This is a genomic window from Acetivibrio saccincola (genome assembly GCF_002844395.1).
Taxonomy (GTDB): domain Bacteria; phylum Bacillota; class Clostridia; order Acetivibrionales; family Acetivibrionaceae; genus Herbivorax; species Herbivorax saccincola.
Window position 1 is genome coordinate 1,885,252 of sequence record NZ_CP025197.1, and the last position, 18,149, is coordinate 1,903,400.

Sequence of the window (18,149 nt, forward strand, 5' to 3'; positions counted from 1 at the left end):
AAACATAAATAATTATTTCAATTGATAGTGTATACTATAATTTATATTCTACAAGATAATTCCATGTCTTGCAATATGATATTTGATTTTTTCTATAATTTCTTTTTCTTTTTTTATCTCATCTACTTTAATCCAGTAAACATTTTTTAATTTTTTAAACCAGGTAATCTGTCTTTTTGCATACCTTCTTGTGTCCCTTTTTAATATATATACTGCTTCTTCTTTGGATATTTCCCCTTTTAAATATGATATTATCTCTTTATAACCTAATCCCTGCATAGCTATGGTATTTTTATCATACCCCATTTCCATTAAATTCTTAACTTCTTCTACCAACCCCTGTTCCATCATAAGATCAACTCTTTTTTCTATATCTTCATAAAGCTTTTCTCTCTCTTTGGTAAGACCTATAATAATATAATTATATTTGGGAGGATTATTTAAAGATTCCTCCTGATGGAGAGAAATTGGCTTTTTGGTATGGGTATAAACCTCTATAGCCCTTATTACTCTTTTAACATTGTTCATATGTATTTTCTCTGCAGCTTTTGGGTCGATAGCTTTTAACTTGTTATAAACGTACTCATTTCCATATTTTTTCGCTTCTTTTGCAAGTCTTTCTCTCAAATCCCAGTCACAAATAGTATCGGCAAATTCAATATTATAAACAAGTGAATTTATATAAAGTCCTGTACCGCCGCATACTATCGGGACTTTCCCTTTTTTTAAAATTTCTTCAGTATATTTGTATGCAAGTTTTTGATATTTTACAACATTAAATTCTTCAGAGGGCTCTACTTCGTCTATAAGGTAGTGCTTTATTCCTGCCATTTCTTCTTTAGTGGGCTTTGCTGTCCCTATATTCATATATTTATACACTTGCATTGAATCGGCAGAAATTATTTCCCCCTGTATTTCCTTTGCAAGTTCTATTGAAACCTTTGTTTTCCCAGAAGCTGTAGGTCCTATAATAACTACTACATTATCCATATCCTTAAACTATCCTTTTAAACATCTTTTCTAATTCATATTTTGTAATTTTTATAATTGTTGGCCTGCCGTGGGGACAGGTATAAGGATTTTTAAGCTGTGAAAGCTTCTTTATAATATTTCTGATTTCAATGTCCCCAAGCTTTTCATTGGCTTTAACTGCTCCTTTACACGCCATTTTATAAAGTACTTCCTCTGCTATATAAACATTGTCTTTTTTATTTTCCGACATTAGAAAATCCAAAACATCCAAAAAAGCTTCCCTTATACTGCCGCCTTCACTGTTTGCAGGAACCGATCTTAGTATAATAGAATTATCGCCAAAATTTTCAGTAATAAAACCTAACTTATTAAGCATTTCACTTTTGTCATTTATAAATTCTGCCTCCTGGCTTGTAAGCTCTATAACAACAGGCTCTAAAAGGTACTGGGCTAAATTTTCTTCCTTGTAGTACTTTTCTTTTAATTCTTCAAAAACAATCCTTTCATGGGCTGCATGCTGGTCTATTAAAACTAAATTTTCACCCTTTTGAAGTATAATATATGTTGAAAAAACCTGTCCAATTATTCTATAGTCAGTGAATATATCCTCTTTTGCTTCAAGGGTTATGTCTTCCACCCCTTGCGGCTCTTCTTTCAGTAGAGGTCCGGATGCTTTTTGCTTAGCTTTAATAGGTTTTGCTGCTTCTATCCCTGCTATTTCATTTTTTACTGTTTCAGTTTCTGTTATTCCATGCTTTACTGCTTTCGGCTCTGTTATTTCATTCTTTTCTCTCTTTGATTCTGCTATTTCATGCTTTGCTGCCTCCGGTTCTGCTATTTCGGGCTTAATTATTTCAGGTTCAGCTGCTTCATGTTTAGTTATTTTTGTTTCGGTTATTTCAGGTTCAGTTATTTTAAGTTTAGCTATAGATTCAGTTTCTTTAATTTTAGCAGATTTAAGTTCAATTGTTTCAGATACGGATTTTCTTTTTTCTTCTGCTTTTGGTTCACCTTCATTAATCTCAGCTTCTTTAAGTTCAGCTGTTTCACATCCGGTTATTTTTGATTCAGCTTTTTCAGGCTTAGACATTTGAGACCCACTTTTTATATTGCCAATTCTCTCTTGGATATATTCATCCTTTTTGGAATTTATTTCGTACTTAAAAATATTATTCTTACTCTCAATTTCAATATTTTTTACAAGGGACTCACTTAAAAGGGCGTTGTTTATAGCATAATACACAGCCCTGAACACATCCTGTTCATTTGTAAACCGCACTTCCATTTTTGTAGGATGCACATTTACATCAACTAAAACCGGGTTAATCTTTATGTTTAAAACGACAAAGGGAAATTTGTTTTTCATAAGGCTTGTTTTATAAGCCTCATCAATGGCAGCGGTTATTGTTTTATTTTTAATATATCTTCCGTTTATATAAATGGACTGCCAGTTCCTGTTAGACCTTGCTATGGAAGGCTTCCCTGCATATCCCTCTATCTCAAACATTTCGTCTTTATAAGTAATTTTAATACACTCTTTTGCGGTCTCCCTTCCGTATATGCTGAATATTGTACTAAGAAGGTCTTTATTTCCCGGTGTATGTACAACTGTTTTTTTATTATTTACAAGTTTAAAAGATATATGGGGGTTTCCTAATGCTATTCTATTTAATATATCTGAAATATATCCTGCCTCAGTAGAGTCTTTTTTTAAAAATTTAAACCTTGCAGGGGTGTTAAAAAACAAATCCCTTACCACAAAAGTTGTCCCTACAGGGCATCCTGCTTCCCTAACTTCTTCCACTGTACCGCCTTTTACCCTGACATAGCTTCCATAGGGTTTGTCTTTGGTCCTGGTTGTAAGCTCAACAACAGACACCGATGCTATGCTTGCTAAGGCTTCTCCTCTGAAACCTAATGTCAAAATTCCCTCTAAATCATTGGAGCTTCTGATTTTACTTGTTGCATGCCTTTCAAAAGCAATTAAAACATCGTCTTCTTCCATTCCGCAGCCATTGTCAATTACTTTAATAAAGGTTATACCGCCTTTTTGAATTTCCACCGTTATATTTGTGCTCCCTGCATCAATGGAGTTTTCCACAAGCTCCTTTACAACCGATGCAGGATTTTCCACAACTTCACCGGCTGCTATTTGATTGGATGTATTTTCGTCAAGTATTACAATTTGTCCCATAAATAAAACCTTTCCTAATACTTATTTTAAAGCTTCATACCAAAATTCAATGCTAAACCCTATCTAAAAGCTTTTAAAATCTTAACTTTTTATAAATAATTTAAGTATTTTAATTGTTTTAACAATTTATTCAGCTGCAGTCCCTTACCTTCTTTTGCAGATTATATAATGCATTTAGTGCATCTAGCGGGGTAAGAGTACTAATGTCCATTTCCTTTAAATCCGTTAAAACCTCATTGGTATTTCTCTGGGCAGCATTAAATGAAAAAATATCAATCTGACCTCCAATGGGCTTTTTAGCTTTTTTGCTCCTGTCCTTTTTGCTTATATCTGCACTTTCCAATTCCTTCAATATCTCTTTTGCCCTGTTTATTACAGGAAGAGGCACCCCGGCAAGCTGGGCAACTTCAATTCCGTAGCTGTCGTCTGCACCGCCCCTTTTAATTTTTCTTAAAAATATAACATCGTCACCTTTTTTCTCAACGGCAATACAGTAGTTTTTAATACCGTCTAAATTCTTCTCCAGCTCTGTAAGCTCGTGGTAGTGGGTTGCAAAAAGCGTCCTCGCCCCAAGTTTTTCTTTATTAGCCACATATTCAATAACAGACCAGGCAATGCTAAGACCGTCATAGGTACTGGTTCCCCTGCCTATTTCGTCTAAAATCAAAAGACTTTTACAAGTTGCGTTGTTTAATATATTTGCAACCTCCGTCATTTCCACCATAAAAGTACTCTGCCCTGATGCCAAATCATCTGATGCACCCACACGGGTAAATATCCTGTCTACAATTCCAATTTTAGCACTTGTGGCAGGAACAAAGCTTCCAATCTGTGCCATAAGCACAATTAATGCAACCTGTCTCATATATGTTGATTTACCAGACATATTAGGTCCTGTAATAATGGAAACTAAATTTTCCCCTCTGTCTAAGAATGTATCATTAGGCACAAATTCGCCTTCATCAATCATTTTTTCAACCACCGGATGGCGCCCGTCAACAATTTCTATAACGTCTTCATTTGTAATATTTGGCATTACATAGTTTTCCCTGTCCGCAACCTCTGCTAAAGTACACAAAACATCAATGTTTGCAAGGGCTTTTGCCGTTGCCTTTATTCTGTTTACCTCTTTTGAAATCTCATCCCTCACCTTTGTAAACAAATTATACTCCAGCTCAACAAGCCTTTCCTGGGCACCTAAAACGGTGTCCTCAATTTCCTTTAACTCCTCCGTTATGTATCTTTCGCAGTTAGCAAGAGTCTGCTTTCTCACATATTCTTTAGGAACCTGGGAGTAGTATGACTTGGTAACTTCAATATAATAGCCAAAAACCTTGTTATATCCTATTTTTAAATTTTTAATGCCTGTTCTTTCACGTTCTTTGCTTTCCAAAGATGCAATCCAATTTTTACCTTCTCTTGAGGCTTCCCTGTATTTATCCACTTCCTCATTAAAGCCTTCTTTTATAATCCCCCCTTCTTTTACTGTAACAGGAGGATCGTCAATAATTGCCCTCTCTAATAAATCATGTACATCCAAAAGAGGGTCAAGTTCATCATAGTATTTAACATTAAGGTTTTCACTAAGGTCTTTTAAAAGTTCTTTAATGTAGGGGATTTGGGCTATGGAATTTTTAATTGCAACTAAATCCCTGCAATTTGCACTCCCTAAAATAACTTTACCCATAAGCCTTTCTATATCATAAACCCTTTTTAGAAGCTCCCTTATTTCCATCCTTATCATAAACTTTTCTTTTAATTCATTTACACTTTTTAGCCTGTCATTTATATCATATATGTTTATTAAGGGCTGTTCAATCCACTTTCTTAAAGTTCTTCCCCCCATAGATGTCACTGTCCTGTCTAAAACCCACAGAAGGGAGCCTTTCCTGGACTTTTCCCGCATTGTTTCGGTAAGCTCTAAATTTCTTCTTGTAGAAATATCCAAAATCATATATTCTTCTATTTCGTACTTGGTGAAATTTTGAATATGACTTAAATTTATTTTCTGTGTCTGTTCCAAATAGCCTATAAGGGCACCAGATGCATTTACATATAAACTAAAATCATTGTTTTCAAATTTATAGTCTTTAAAATAACTATTTAATTTCTCACATGAAAAATCACTGGAAAATAGTTCATCATCTGCTTTGGATATATAAACATTAAATCTGTCCCTTATAAATTTAACCAAATCTATATCCTTTTCAAACTCCCCGTTTACTACAATTTCAGAAGGGGAAAACTTTGCTATTTCATCAAAAAGCTTTCCTTTGGTGTTGCCAAGTGTTATGGATGTGGCCAAAAACTCACCGGTGGAAAGGTCTGTTACAGCAAGTCCGAAATAGCTTTTTAATTTGTATATGGACATTAAGTAATTGTTTTTCTTCTCTTCAATCATTGGGGATTCTGTTATTGTACCAGGCGTAACAACCCGCACCACATCCCTTTTTACCAACCCCTTAGCCTGTGCCGGGTCTTCCACCTGCTCACAAATAGCCACTTTGTAGCCTTTATTCACCAGCTTTGCAATGTAGGAGTCGGCGGAATGAAAAGGCACCCCACACATATGAGCCTTTTCATCCAATCCGCATTCCCTGCTAGTTAGGGTTATTTCAAGCTCCCGAGACGCTATTTTTGCATCTTCAAAAAACATTTCATAGAAATCCCCTAATCTAAAAAAAAGAATGCAATCCTTATACTGTTCCTTTATATCAACATACTGCCGCATCATAGGTGTCAGTGTTGCCATTTTATCTTACCTCTTCTCTATAATTTGTCACATAGATGTCAAAGCCATCATATAATATAAAATGCATCATATAATATAAGATATATCATATCATATAATAAAAAATATAATCAAAATACAACTTATATATACCCCTTAATTTATATAAACATATATAATTTGCGTGAATATATTAAATTAACCCGTAATTTATCTGCATCCCCTGCCACAGGAAGAGCCGCATTTTTCCGGCATGCACTGTTCTTCACCTGTAATAGAGTATATAAGCACATCATTTACCTTTTTTATAAGGCTGTCCAGCCTGTCCTTGGATTCAAGGTAATTTCTGGTTATGTCGCATTTATTGACTTCATCAAATTTAAGTGAAAGTTTTTGTTTTATTTCATCTAGTACTTCCTTTTCTGCATCTTCATGAGCTGCCCGCATCATCTCAGTCTGCAGCGTTTGGTACTCACGGAGTATAGCCCTTGCTTTATGGTCTCTTTCAAGGTCAGCTTCCCACTTTTTGAATGTAAGCATCTGTTCTGATGATCCAATCATTTCACCAAGTTCTTTTGCTTTTTCCAATATATCCATATTATCACCCTTTTAAATATATTTTGTACATTGCTGTGTTGAAAAGATATTGAGTGTACATTTTAGCTAATGCTTTATATAATTTTTTATATAATTTTATCATAAAACAGCTTAAAAATTAACAATAAATTTTTAAAAGCCTTCTTATAAATTTACCGGCTTATTAATTCAATTATAAATTTTAAAAAAGGATATTTTGCTTTTTAAAGGAGTATAAAATTTTTGTGTATACATGGGAGTTCCGTCAGAGTCCAAAGAAACTCCTATGCCTATATGTGTAAAATTTCCCAGGATATTATCCCTATGTCCTTTTTTTGAATTCATTAAGGCTTCGTGGGCAAATATTGCACACATTTGACCTGTGGCAATATTTTCAGCTGCATTTCTATAATTGATCCCTGCATTTTTTAATCTGTCAAAGGGGCTTTGCCCTCTAAGGTTCATATGGTCAAAAAAGTTATTCTGTGTCATATCTATGCTGTGCATCCTTGCTGCGGCAGAAGCCTTTTCATCAAAAGTCAAAAGAGGCTTATTATACCTTTTCCTAACTGTGTTTGCCAGATCAAATAACTGTCTTTCATAACTTTCCACCAATTCTTTTGAAGGCTTTCCGTAATACCCGTGTAGCGAATGTTCCGTTGCATAGTCTATAAGCATAAAGGAAGTTACCCTTTCTTCATTGTGTATGTCGTGAAAAATAGTGGCATAATATCTTTTTTCAACATCATAGGTTTGAAATTCAGTTTTTCCGTCACTGTTTATTTCACTTGTCACATATCTTTTATTACCCTTTATAATAGTAGGCGGTGCAGGTCTTCCAAAAAATTCACGCACTTCTTCTATTGATGAATTATAACCAATGGTTCCATTTATTTTATAGTGCAAAGAATTAGTATAAATACCCACTACAACTTTATTTTTTATACCCACCATAAGGTATTTTTCCAAATCGGAATTGTAAACATACCAGTCAAACCCATACCTGCTTAAATCTATTCTGTCCGGTTTCCCAAGTATATGCTCAACATACTCTAATGGAGCACCCATAAGCCATTCTATGTTGTCCTGGTATTTTTCAGCCAAAAGCTCTAACCCAATTTCTTCAATATAGGCAAAAGGGTAGTGTGGGATATTTATTTCTACAGTCCTGTTTTTTGCGTCCCAGGATACATTTGCACCTAATGTTTCCGCAATAAACCTTAAGGGAACCATAGTCCTACCATTTACTATGGTGGCAGGGACATCCAGTAAAAAGTCCCCCTCCTGGCTTACGCTAACCTTTTTGTCATTAATGCGGAAGTATATCTGAAGGGTTTCCTTCATAATGAGAACCGCTTTTTCCTCAGGAAACCACCTTACCCGTGCATTTAAATTTTCAAAAACTCCTCTTACAGGAACCATAGTCCTGCCATCTATAATAATTGGCTTTACATCTTCAAATTTTATTAAAAACCCGTTTATGGTAACTTTAATGTCATCATTTCCATGTACATTTACAGCACTAAATGTAAAAAGAAATACAACTATTACGGCAACTGTAGCAAACTTTTTCATTAATAAGATACCCCCTGTATTTAACTTTTCTTAATTAACATTCCTTAATTAGCCTTCCTTCTAATGACCAAGTCTTAACTTCTTCTATTAAAACATTTTTTAATTTGCCAATATCATCTTCACTTCCCTTATAATTCACTATTTTATTCCCCCTTGTTCTTCCTGTATATATATTATCGTTAGTTTTACTAATTCCCTCAACAAGAATTTCTACTTTTTTCCCTAAAAAAGTTTCATTAATCTCCCTGCTTATTGAATTTTGCAGGGTTAGAAGTCTTTCAAATCTTTCTTTTTTCACTTCATCCGGAACCTGGTTTTTACTTTTTGCAGCAGGTGTACCTGTTCTTTTTGAGTATAAAAATGTGTAAGCAGAATCAAAACGTACTTTTCTTATAATGTCTAAAGTATCTTCAAAATCCTCATCCGTCTCTCCCGGAAATCCCACAATTATGTCCGTTGTAAGTGAAATACCCGGTATGTTTTCCTTTACCTTCATAACAAGTTCTAAATACTCTTCCTTTGTATAACCCCTGTTCATTTCCTTTAAAACCTTTGTACTTCCGGCCTGAAAAGGAAGATGCAAGTGTTCGCAAACCTTATCTAAATCCCTCATTGCAAATATAAGTTCATCTGACAAATCCTTTGGATGGGAAGTTAAAAACCTGATTCTTTCAATACCAGGAACTTCATTCAATTGATATAAAAGCTCTGCAAAGGTAACTTTAACAGACAAATCCTTACCGTAGGAGTTTACATTCTGGCCAAGAAGTGTTATCTCCTTAAACCCTTGACGTCCTAACATCATTACCTCTTCTTTTATATCTTTTACTTCCCTGCTTCTCTCTCTTCCCCGTACATATGGGACAATACAGTATGAGCAGAAATTATTGCACCCGTACATAACTGTAATCCATGCTTTTATATTGTCTTTCCTCTTAACAGGAATGTTTTCCACTATTTGCCCGTCTGCATACAATACATCAATAATCATTTTGTCCCTGTCAAAGGATTTATAAAGAAGTTCCGGGAATTTATGAAGATTGTGGGTCCCAAAAATCAGGTCAACATGTCTATACGTCTTCTCGATATGACTGACCACTTCCTTTTGCTGCATCATACATCCGCATATTGCAATTTTAAGTTCCGGTTTTTCCTCTTTTAGCCTCTTTAAAGAGCCTAAATGACCGTATACCTTTTGTTCTGCATGTTCCCTGACACAGCAGGTATTGTATATAATAAGGTCAGATTCATCCACATCATCAGTTTCAACATATCCCATATTAGAAAGCATTCCTGCAAGCTTTTCAGAATCATGCTCATTCATCTGGCACCCAAAAGTATTCAGGTAATATTTGGGAATTTTCCCGTCATTTCTGTCTGCAACCAGCTGTATAAATTCCTTTTGCCTCTCTAACTCTTCTTCTAGAACATGGCTGTCTCTTCTTTCCAAAATCCTTCCTCCTTTTAAAGCTACAAATTAAAATTCCAAGCCTTTTAGCCCGTAAATATCTTTTTCAATACAAAGTCTTGCTCTTTCCCTGTCTTTACCGTCAGATTCAAGGGATTCTCTTAAAAAGTCAGGATTGTTTTTTAAAAATAAAGCCATTGACTCTTTAGGATTCTCTAAATACTTACTTATCAAATCAAATTGTTCCTGGTTAATAATACCCATTGCCAAAACTTCTTTAAAAAAGCTGACATCTATATTTATCATGGAAAAAGACTTAATCCCGTTTTTCTCAAGAAGTTCCCTTCCCCCCTGCATTCTGTCTACAACTACAACACTCCAAAAAATTTTACCGCCCTTTTCTTTAATTGCAGGTATCCATGCCCTCTCATAGCTTGAAGCTTCAGTTATAAGGTCTGCTATATGCAGTACTTTTCCCCCATTTAGATTTTTTAAATACTCGGTTTTGCCGTTACAGGTTATAACAGTGTCCAAATCTTTATATATTGTTATGTGAGGTTTTTCTAATATTTTAGACACGGGTATGGAAAAAAACCAATCCCTTCTCTCTCCCCCTGATATGTAGCCAACCTCATCTAAATCTATATTGCTTTTAATAAAATTACACATTTCATCAATTACGCCCTTATAGATGTCATTGCTTTGGTAATTTTTATATGTTTCAGAAAAAAGCTTTTCAGGCAAGGTTAGTTTATTCCCCTTTTCCCTGTCTATAAAACCCAATAAATCTATAGCCTTTTCCTCACTGCCATAAAGAAAATGAGTATTTATATAATAAGGACCAATTGTACCTGAAGTATACCAAAATGGCTTTTGGTGAGAACTTATTCTAATTGCACAAGTTTCAAAAATCCAGTTTAGAAAATTATTGCTGTTTTTCATTGTTACTCCCTCCGGTTTAAAATTTCATATCTTATGTAGCATAAGGCGTCACATTAATTGCAGCCACCACTATGATATGTTATAATGTAATTATAGCAATATAACTAATTTAAAATCCCGTTAAATATAAATCAAAATATAAATCTTATGTAATATTATATATAATAATCATGAAATGTAAACGGTATTTTTATTTTAAAATTCACAACTTAAGGCATACAGTACTTAACTTTTTTCTTTTGCAATATTAATATAATACCAACTTAATTAATATAATACCAACTTATCAGTTTCTATAAAACAATTCAATTTGTTGCAGGGAGGGAAATGGGAATGAGAAAGGGCGACAGACTAATAGCTTGTAACAGGGAATGGACAGGAATTACTGTAACAACAAAAAACGGTAAGCGTGTTTTTCTGGATTATTCACAAATACAAGAAATCAGAATTGGCTACTATACCATAACAAAACTATTTTCTAAAAAAACAACTGAAAAAATAGAAATCGTTGTCAAAGGGGCAAAAAAACCTATTATTTTAACTAAGTTAATGGATTGGGATAATTTTGAGCAATACAAAAAAGAAATTTCTAAATTCGCTACAGACAACAAAATCCCAATTGTGACCGGAGATTAAAATATTTTTTGGGCTTTGTAATATTTTTTAAGGCTGTGGCATTTAAAAACCAGTGCCACAACCTATAAAATTTTTAAAAAGTCAGTGAGCACTTAATTGAACTCCCAGTTTAAAATTTAAATAATTATTAATCATTGCCACCATCTCTTCCCTTGTTGAAAGCTTGTCTAGAAATAAATCTCCATTATAACCACTGATTATTCCATAATTATATAATTTTATAATGTCTTCCGGAATGCCACTGGATACATTAGAAAAAGTGTTTTCACCTTTAGACACTAATAAATAATTTTCTTTACTTAACATGTTTATGTCAAAATCATAGTCTAATGCTTTAGAAAGTACAAGAAAGGATTCTAAACGGCTTATTGTTTCCTTTCTTCTTTCATGCCACGAATCATCAATAAAACCTCTCTTTACTGCTTCATCAATGTATCCTTTAGACCAGTATTCCTGCTGTTCATAAGGCTCAATTCCCTTTATTTTCATAAGAAGGCTTATAAACTCCTCTTTTGTAGCTTCATTACAAGGTCTGAAAGAACCGTCTTCGTACCCCCGGATATACCCTTTTTGTAAAAATGAGTCTATTTGAACCCTAGACCATCTAAATCTTATATCATAAAAACTTTTTTGAAGTTCAACTGTGTTTTGTGTAAAACCGTAGTCAAAAAGCTCTCTTACTTCCTCAAACATATTTGTCCTGTCAGGATTTTCAAAACAACACATATTAATTCTGCTCCTTCATTGTTTCTTGCAGAAAATACACCTGTGTTTAAAGCTGCTTTGGTGTTTCCTGTTTTAACGCCGTTTACTGTGTAAAGGTGTTTATAGCCGGGGCAACGTATTCACTTTTTAATACAATCTCCCTGAATTTTGCATTAGACATGGCATAGCGGGTTATACATGCCAAATCCCTGGCAGTTGTTTTGTTATCAGGAAAGCCGTCTTCCACATCCAAACCTATGGGATTTGAAAAGTTGGTGTTTTTAGCACCGATTTCCCTTGCCTTTTTATTCATGAGGTTTACAAAACCATTAATGCTCCCTGCAATATTTTCAGCAATAACATTGGCGGCATCATTTGCAGATGCAAGCATTAACATATGTAAAAGGTCATTTTAGTATATTTGTTCTCCGGGCTGTATTCCAACGTTAGAACCGCCAAGTCCTATAGATTTTACTGCAAAACTACTTGCAGTGCAGGGTTTTGAAAAATCACCAAGTTCAATGGCCAGTATTGCTGTCATAATTTTGGATACACTTGCAGGATGCAATTTCGTATCAGCATTCTTTTCTAAAATTACTTTGTCGGAATTTGCATCAATTAATATGTAAGCTGCACTGTTTGAAGCTATGTTCACATTTTGCTGTGCATATGAATAAAATGAAGTTAGTGTAAAGACAATGTATAGGATGATTACTGAAGACCTGAACTTCAACATATAAATCCCCCTGATAAACTGTTTTTATAGTTTTATCGACATTCCTTTGTAAAAATATTAACACACTATAGTATAAAAAGATGCTAAAAAGATTTTTTTAAACTAAATGTAAAATAAAATCTTTTGGTAAAATAAAATTGTATTGGTCGAAACTACCTGGGAAATATAATATTTATCATGTTATAATAAAAAATATTTAACCCTTTGCACAGAATTGATTACTAATTAATTCCATTGCAACTTACTTCCTGTAACAAGATGAAATCTTTATATCTAAATGAATTCTTAATGAATTTTTTATGAATAAAGGAAGTCTTTATGTTTAAAGGATTTAATCCGATATATAATAATATTTAATGGGTATTAAAATATTATATAGCAAAGATGTAGGGGGTATATAATGAAAAAGTCATATGTAAAAAAATCAAAGGTTATCGTACCAGTATTCGCCGCCAATTCATCCTCAAGTTTTACCCGGTTAAATGACGTGATTAAAATACTTCTTACAGTGTTTCCCGAAATATATTACTCAGGAAATAATGAGTCAGAAAAAATTTTAGAGAAAATAGATTTTGACCCGTTTTTTAAAATGGCTGCCATAAAAACCGCTTTGAACCTTCTTACAAGACGGGACTTTTCTGGAAATCTTGAAGATCTAATATATATTATGCACTTTTTAAAAGACATTGGTGTTTCCGGTATTGCAGAACTTCCATTTACCCAAAAACACCAAAGTACAACAAGTCCTTTTTCTTCATCATCTTTTGGATTGGAACTGGATTATTTGGTTTTAGAGTTGGTTCCTGAAGTACAGGAAAGTCCTGAGCTTTTAGCTATGATTCCTAAAAGGCCTGCTTCTTATGAAAAGGATATGGTCTGTGATTTTGCCATGCACCGTGAAATACGTAAAGGGATATTAGCTAAGGCATATAAAAAATTTGTTGATAAAATTTCCAAAGATCCACAATCTGAACGGGCTAAGGAATATGAGGAATATGTTAACACCTATAAGGAAAACTTAGAGATAAATGCTATATTCTCCATTGTGCAAAGTAAAGTGCTAAATACTTATATGGATGCAATGCCTGATTTCAGAACCTGGCCGGAAAGGTATCAAAATCCGGAAAGCGAAGAAGTAAAGATATTGGCATCCCTTCATTCTGAAGAAATTGAAATTTATAAATACAGCCAGTTTTGTATGCACGAACAGCAGCTTTTTATAAAAGAATTATACAATGAGCTTGGACTTAAGCGGGAAGTAAATATTGCATTTGGAATTGACCCCTCTGCCAGCGGGGATGTGTGGGCACTTCAAGGAAAGGCGTTTAATATTGAATATGAGCTTGGGACTGACAACGGTCAAAACTGGTGCATCCCGCCGTATATCACAGAAAGCGAAGCTTACTATGAATTGATGGAACAGAGAATAAAATACCTGGCCCAATATATCGACGTTATATTTTTAGACCATATGTGCGGCTATGCCACCCAGTACATCATAAAAAAAGGAGTGCCAAATGACCCGGGAAGGTATGAAATTGACCCTTCCAACAGGGCACAAAAAATTAAGAATGTTAAGAGAATCATTAAAATTGCCCTAAAACACGGACTTGAAGTTGGAGGGGAAACTCTTGGGGACGCTCCAAGACAAAGTGCTGTTGAAGAAGCCATCAGGAAAATGAAAAAGGAAGGACACCCCATTGCAGAAATGTATGTTGCCCCTCATAAGAGTTTGGGAGGCCAGTATTCAAATCCTCAAAAACTGCCTGAGGATATAGAGTTGTTTTTAACCACCCACGATTTACCTACCATTATCCAAATTCTCTGCGGTAAAAGAGGGGATATTGATTTGTGGGACTTCAGGTACCCGGAGCACAAAATAGCCAACTTTTTAAGCCAGCAGTTTGGAATTTTGACAACCCCGAATCAAACGCCTTTAAATCCTGAAGACATAACCTCCCAAATGGGTATTGCCATGTTGGAAGCCTTTGTGACGTCTTCTGCCCAAACTGTAACCATTCCCCTGCAGGATATTTTTGCACTTCTATATCCTGAGGAAGTGGGTATAAAAGAGTATTTTAATATAAATATTGCCGGCACTTCCTGCAGTATTGAAAACCAAAATAAAAATTTCTGCAGGATTTTGCCCCCTATTCAAAAACTTGAGCCTTTTAAAAAGCAGCTTACAAAGATTTTTAACAGGGAAAGCCAGCCCTTTGACTACCCTGAAAGACTCATTGAACATGGTACATTTTTTACATGGATTGCAAACATAACACCTGGAAGAAAAATAATATATCAAAACCCTGTAACTAAAAAATGGGATGAACTAAAGCACGGTAAAGAAGGTACCCCTGTACTGGAAATTGTGGTCTCAAACCTTACTGACGAAAAACAAATTGGCGCTGTTGAACTGCCGAAAAAATTCAGAAAGGCTATTAAGAAAAACAGAAAGTATAAACTATTAGATATTGCATACCCAAGTGCTAAAGGAAAAGCTTACTACAGAACAAGCGAGGAAATGCTAGGACAAATATATATAGAGCTTTCCAAAAAAACAGACCACCACTTTATAGTGTATGAATTATAAAGAACTGGATATCCCAATGCATGACTATGGTAAAATTGATGAAATTTAGCGTAAAAAGTTGAAATTTAGCTGTGGCAAGGGTAAACCTTTTGCCACAGCTTTCTTTTTTAATTAATTTATTTTAATTTATTTTTTGAATTTAATTCTTTTAAGTTTACTTTTTTCCGGTTCTCCCCTTTTTTATACTCTCACCCCATATACTTTTTCTTTTTTATAATGATACATCCTTTAATGCTTTTATCATACTTCCCTGCTATTTAGGATTTACATGTACCATACAGTGTTTTACCATTTCAAACTCTCTTTCAATTGCATCATGCACCCTTTCAGCAACTTCATGGGCTTCATTTAATGATTTAGAGCCATCCGCAACAATTTCCACATCAACATACATTTTATTCCCAAATAATCTGGTTTTAATTTCATCAATATGCAGCACCCCTTCCTGGGCCTTTATTACATTCCTGATTTTCTCTAATATTTCTTCATCACAGGATTTATCTACCAGTTTATCAACGGACTCTCTAAAAATATCAAAGGCTGCTTTGCCTATAAATATACATATTACTAAACCGGCAACCGGATCAAGTATGGGAAATCCTATACGTGCCCCTAAAATTCCTATAAATGCACCTATTGATGACAGTGAATCCGAGCGGTGGTGCCAGGCATCTGCCATAAGTGAACCTGAGTTGATTTTCTTTGCTGCACTTCTGGTATACCAATACATCCACTCTTTAACAGCAATTGATAAAACAGCTGCAATAAGTGCCAATACCCCCGGAATTTCAAGTTCTCCATAATTTCCGCCAAATATTTTTTCTAATCCATTTAATCCGATAAACATTCCCGTAACAGCCAGCATAACTGAAAGCACAATGGATGCAACGGATTCCAGCCTTTCATGCCCGTATTGATGAGTGCTGTCAGCTTTTTTGTGTGAAATGTTAACACCTATAATTACTATGAAAGTACTAAATACATCAGAAGCCGTATGTATAGCATCTGAAACCATTGCCCCCGACTTTGCAAATATACCTGCAAAAAGTTTTAAAATAAATAATATGAGATTCATAATAATGGTTATTTTAGATACTTTCATGGCAATTTTTTTTGCTTGGGAATTGCTAAATTGAATATCGTCTTTTTTCACCACGGTTCCTCCGTTTTTACTAATATTATACCTGCTTTTTATTTTCCACTAAATTTATATATTAAGCATCTTTTTAATTTAAATTATGCTATAAATATCATTTTTATAAAATGATGTTTAGATTTACAGACCATCAATAACTCCTAAAACATACCTATTTAACAAGGCATAATCTAAAGTGTTTATTATTCCATCCCTATTTAAATCCGCTGTATTTATACCATTAAGGTTTGGAAATTCGTTGATAATTTCCAAAAGATATCTTCCAAGCAGCACGCAGTCAAGTGAATTAACTGTATTATCACCATTTAAATCCCCATATAATATACCCTGATTTAAATACCGTTCTTTCGCAGGAATTGTTCCGTTTAACCTGTCTGCACCTATTGAAGGCCATTCTAAAGACTTGTAAAAAGATGGCTTTGAATTATGATAATATGAAACCGGTATGATGTGACCGGAAACTCTTTCATCCCATTCAATTGAGCCGTTGATATAATTTCCATGTATTAAAAAAGTGGAAGGATCTATTAAATGAGGGTATCGGCTGTCTGTATCCCACAACAAACTACCCTTTACCAGTTCATTACCTAAAAATACCTGATAGTTTGAAGAATCTTCAATCCTGATTCCTTCAGTCTCTATCCTGTTGCGCAAAAAAGTATTTGCTCCTGAAGGTCCCCAATAGTCTGACACGGTTATTTTCTGAACTATATTTCCCTCAAAAAGATTAGCATGGGGGTAATGCCCGTGGAGTGAAATATCTGCAGGCGTCCAGTTGCCTCCTTCGCTTTGATAAGGCTCTATAGAATAGTTATATCCAAAAACATTGCCGTTTGAACCTAGCTGTGCCATCATGGAATGCCTTAAATGCTTAAATATATTATTTTCAATAAGGCAGTTTGTAGAATGAAACCACAGCTGGACACCGTACCCATGTCCTCCGCCGCTCCAGTCGGTGGCGTCATCAAAAAAACTGTCCCTTATTTCTATGCGGTACCCTGTATTTACATGCACATGGCATTTTCTTGCAAGCTTACTGTGAACATTTTTCACCCAGCAGTTGGCAGTATTTTTAAAATAAAATATGCTTGTGTCGCTTCTATCAAGCCTTTCCACTGAAAAATCTTCAAAACCCACATATTCTACAAACCCCTGGGTTCTGATTACAGGATTTAAATTTTGTTTATAATCATGCTTTAAAGGATTGTCTATTATTATGGTATTTCCTTCAACGGAAACTATTTTGGCAATTTGTCCAATTGCACCTTCTGCCCAGTTCACATTCCACTCCGGCAAAGTATACATGACATCCGGATTATTTTCCTGCTGTATTTCCACGTACTGTCCCGGCTTAAAGGATGACCCGCCTTCCACCAGTAGCCTGTTTGAGCCCATTGTAAACCCGCCGGCAAGTTTTTGCCAGGCACCTCTTTTGTAAGTTATAATTTCAAAAGCATTTGAATTATGATCTATTAGAAGATGGGTTTTATCCGTACCCTCTCCCCGGAGCACAACAGGCTTATTAAAGGTTAGTGGGGATTTTATCAGGTAGTTTCCTTCCGGTATAAAAACCCCGCCGCCTTCAGTAACGGCTGAAACAGCAGCTTTAAAGGCTTCGTAGTCATCTGTTACCCCATCACCTTTAGCACCGAAATCCAGAACATTTACCACATTAGGTACATCAGGGATTCCTCCCTCCACTCCGGGATTCCATATGTACTCTTCCGGCGTGTTTATGGCAGTGACAAAATATCCTTCAGCTAGCAGGAAGATAATTAGGAAAACAATTAATAGAAAGGATGAAAACTTTTTCATGATTGATACCTCATATAAATTATTGTTAAATATATATTGTAATTATATTATATAATATCCGGCATAAAGCATCAAATTGAAAAAAAAAAAAAATGAGACAAGTATATCCCCTG

At 34.8% G+C, this 18,149-nt stretch carries 12 protein-coding genes and 1 pseudogene; 2 read left to right on the top strand and 11 right to left on the bottom strand.

The window, feature by feature from the left end:
- Positions 1-48: 48 nt before the first annotated feature.
- From miaA to HVS_RS08445, 7 genes are all read right to left on the bottom strand, one after another.
- Complete coding sequence (gene miaA / locus HVS_RS08415) at positions 49-990, bottom strand: tRNA (adenosine(37)-N6)-dimethylallyltransferase MiaA (RefSeq protein WP_101301179.1); 942 nt, start codon at positions 988-990, stop codon at positions 49-51.
- A 4-nt stretch (positions 991-994) separates the two neighbouring features.
- Positions 995-3,166, bottom strand: coding sequence for a DNA mismatch repair endonuclease MutL (gene mutL, locus HVS_RS08420; protein ID WP_101301181.1), 2,172 nt, complete (start codon positions 3,164-3,166; stop codon positions 995-997).
- A 130-nt stretch (positions 3,167-3,296) separates the two neighbouring features.
- Complete coding sequence (gene mutS, locus HVS_RS08425) at positions 3,297-5,918, bottom strand: DNA mismatch repair protein MutS (protein WP_101301183.1); 2,622 nt, start codon at positions 5,916-5,918, stop codon at positions 3,297-3,299.
- 189 nt (positions 5,919-6,107) lie between these two features.
- Positions 6,108-6,494, bottom strand: coding sequence for a YlbF/YmcA family competence regulator (locus HVS_RS08430; protein WP_101301185.1), 387 nt, complete (start codon positions 6,492-6,494; stop codon positions 6,108-6,110).
- 168 nt (positions 6,495-6,662) lie between these two features.
- Complete coding sequence (locus tag HVS_RS08435; protein ID WP_101301187.1) at positions 6,663-8,048, bottom strand: stalk domain-containing protein; 1,386 nt, start codon at positions 8,046-8,048, stop codon at positions 6,663-6,665.
- A 34-nt stretch (positions 8,049-8,082) separates the two neighbouring features.
- Positions 8,083-9,501: a tRNA (N6-isopentenyl adenosine(37)-C2)-methylthiotransferase MiaB gene (gene miaB, locus HVS_RS08440; RefSeq protein ID WP_101301189.1), complete on the bottom strand. Its 1,419-nt coding sequence runs from the start codon at positions 9,499-9,501 to the stop codon at positions 8,083-8,085.
- 24 nt (positions 9,502-9,525) lie between these two features.
- Positions 9,526-10,398: an orotate phosphoribosyltransferase gene (locus HVS_RS08445; protein WP_101301191.1), complete on the bottom strand. Its 873-nt coding sequence runs from the start codon at positions 10,396-10,398 to the stop codon at positions 9,526-9,528.
- A gap of 333 nt (positions 10,399-10,731) precedes the next feature.
- On the opposite strand from HVS_RS08445, the gene HVS_RS08450 reads away from it, so the two are divergent.
- Positions 10,732-11,034, top strand: coding sequence for a hypothetical protein (locus HVS_RS08450; protein WP_101301193.1), 303 nt, complete (start codon positions 10,732-10,734; stop codon positions 11,032-11,034).
- Between the two features lie 81 nt (positions 11,035-11,115).
- Here HVS_RS08450 and HVS_RS08455 read toward each other — a convergent pair whose 3' ends face one another.
- Positions 11,116-11,760, bottom strand: a complete 645-nt coding sequence (locus tag HVS_RS08455; protein WP_101301196.1) for an S-layer homology domain-containing protein — start codon at positions 11,758-11,760, stop codon at positions 11,116-11,118.
- 82 nt (positions 11,761-11,842) lie between these two features.
- Positions 11,843-12,475: pseudogene (locus tag HVS_RS17190) on the bottom strand (D-alanyl-D-alanine carboxypeptidase family protein).
- Positions 12,476-12,875: 400 nt separating this feature from the next.
- Here HVS_RS17190 and HVS_RS08470 point away from each other — a divergent pair.
- Complete coding sequence (locus HVS_RS08470) at positions 12,876-15,065, top strand: 4-alpha-glucanotransferase (protein WP_101301203.1); 2,190 nt, start codon at positions 12,876-12,878, stop codon at positions 15,063-15,065.
- A 253-nt stretch (positions 15,066-15,318) separates the two neighbouring features.
- Here HVS_RS08470 and HVS_RS08475 read toward each other — a convergent pair whose 3' ends face one another.
- Together HVS_RS08475 and HVS_RS08480 are read right to left on the bottom strand one after the other, a co-directional pair.
- Complete coding sequence (locus HVS_RS08475; RefSeq protein ID WP_101304170.1) at positions 15,319-16,167, bottom strand: cation diffusion facilitator family transporter; 849 nt, start codon at positions 16,165-16,167, stop codon at positions 15,319-15,321.
- Between the two features lie 174 nt (positions 16,168-16,341).
- Complete coding sequence (locus tag HVS_RS08480) at positions 16,342-18,036, bottom strand: glycosyl hydrolase family 28-related protein (RefSeq protein ID WP_101301205.1); 1,695 nt, start codon at positions 18,034-18,036, stop codon at positions 16,342-16,344.
- Between the last annotated feature and the right edge of the window lie 113 nt (positions 18,037-18,149).

Bases quoted from the DNA above. Each gene is read 5' to 3' on its own strand.
- mutL (WP_101301181.1), bottom strand. From the start codon at position 3,166: ATGGGACAAATTGTAATACTTGACGAAAATACATCCAATCAAATAGCA.
- HVS_RS08470 (WP_101301203.1), top strand. From the start codon at position 12,876: ATGAAAAAGTCATATGTAAAAAAATCAAAGGTTATCGTACCAGTATTC.
- HVS_RS08480 (WP_101301205.1), bottom strand. From the start codon at position 18,036: ATGAAAAAGTTTTCATCCTTTCTATTAATTGTTTTCCTAATTATCTTC.
- HVS_RS08455 (WP_101301196.1), bottom strand. From the start codon at position 11,760: ATGTGTTGTTTTGAAAATCCTGACAGGACAAATATGTTTGAGGAAGTA.
- mutS (WP_101301183.1), bottom strand. From the start codon at position 5,918: ATGGCAACACTGACACCTATGATGCGGCAGTATGTTGATATAAAGGAA.
- miaA (WP_101301179.1), bottom strand. From the start codon at position 990: ATGGATAATGTAGTAGTTATTATAGGACCTACAGCTTCTGGGAAAACA.
- HVS_RS08445 (WP_101301191.1), bottom strand. From the start codon at position 10,398: ATGAAAAACAGCAATAATTTTCTAAACTGGATTTTTGAAACTTGTGCA.
- HVS_RS08435 (WP_101301187.1), bottom strand. From the start codon at position 8,048: ATGAAAAAGTTTGCTACAGTTGCCGTAATAGTTGTATTTCTTTTTACA.
- HVS_RS08475 (WP_101304170.1), bottom strand. From the start codon at position 16,167: ATGAAAGTATCTAAAATAACCATTATTATGAATCTCATATTATTTATT.
- HVS_RS08430 (WP_101301185.1), bottom strand. From the start codon at position 6,494: ATGGATATATTGGAAAAAGCAAAAGAACTTGGTGAAATGATTGGATCA.
- HVS_RS08450 (WP_101301193.1), top strand. From the start codon at position 10,732: ATGAGAAAGGGCGACAGACTAATAGCTTGTAACAGGGAATGGACAGGA.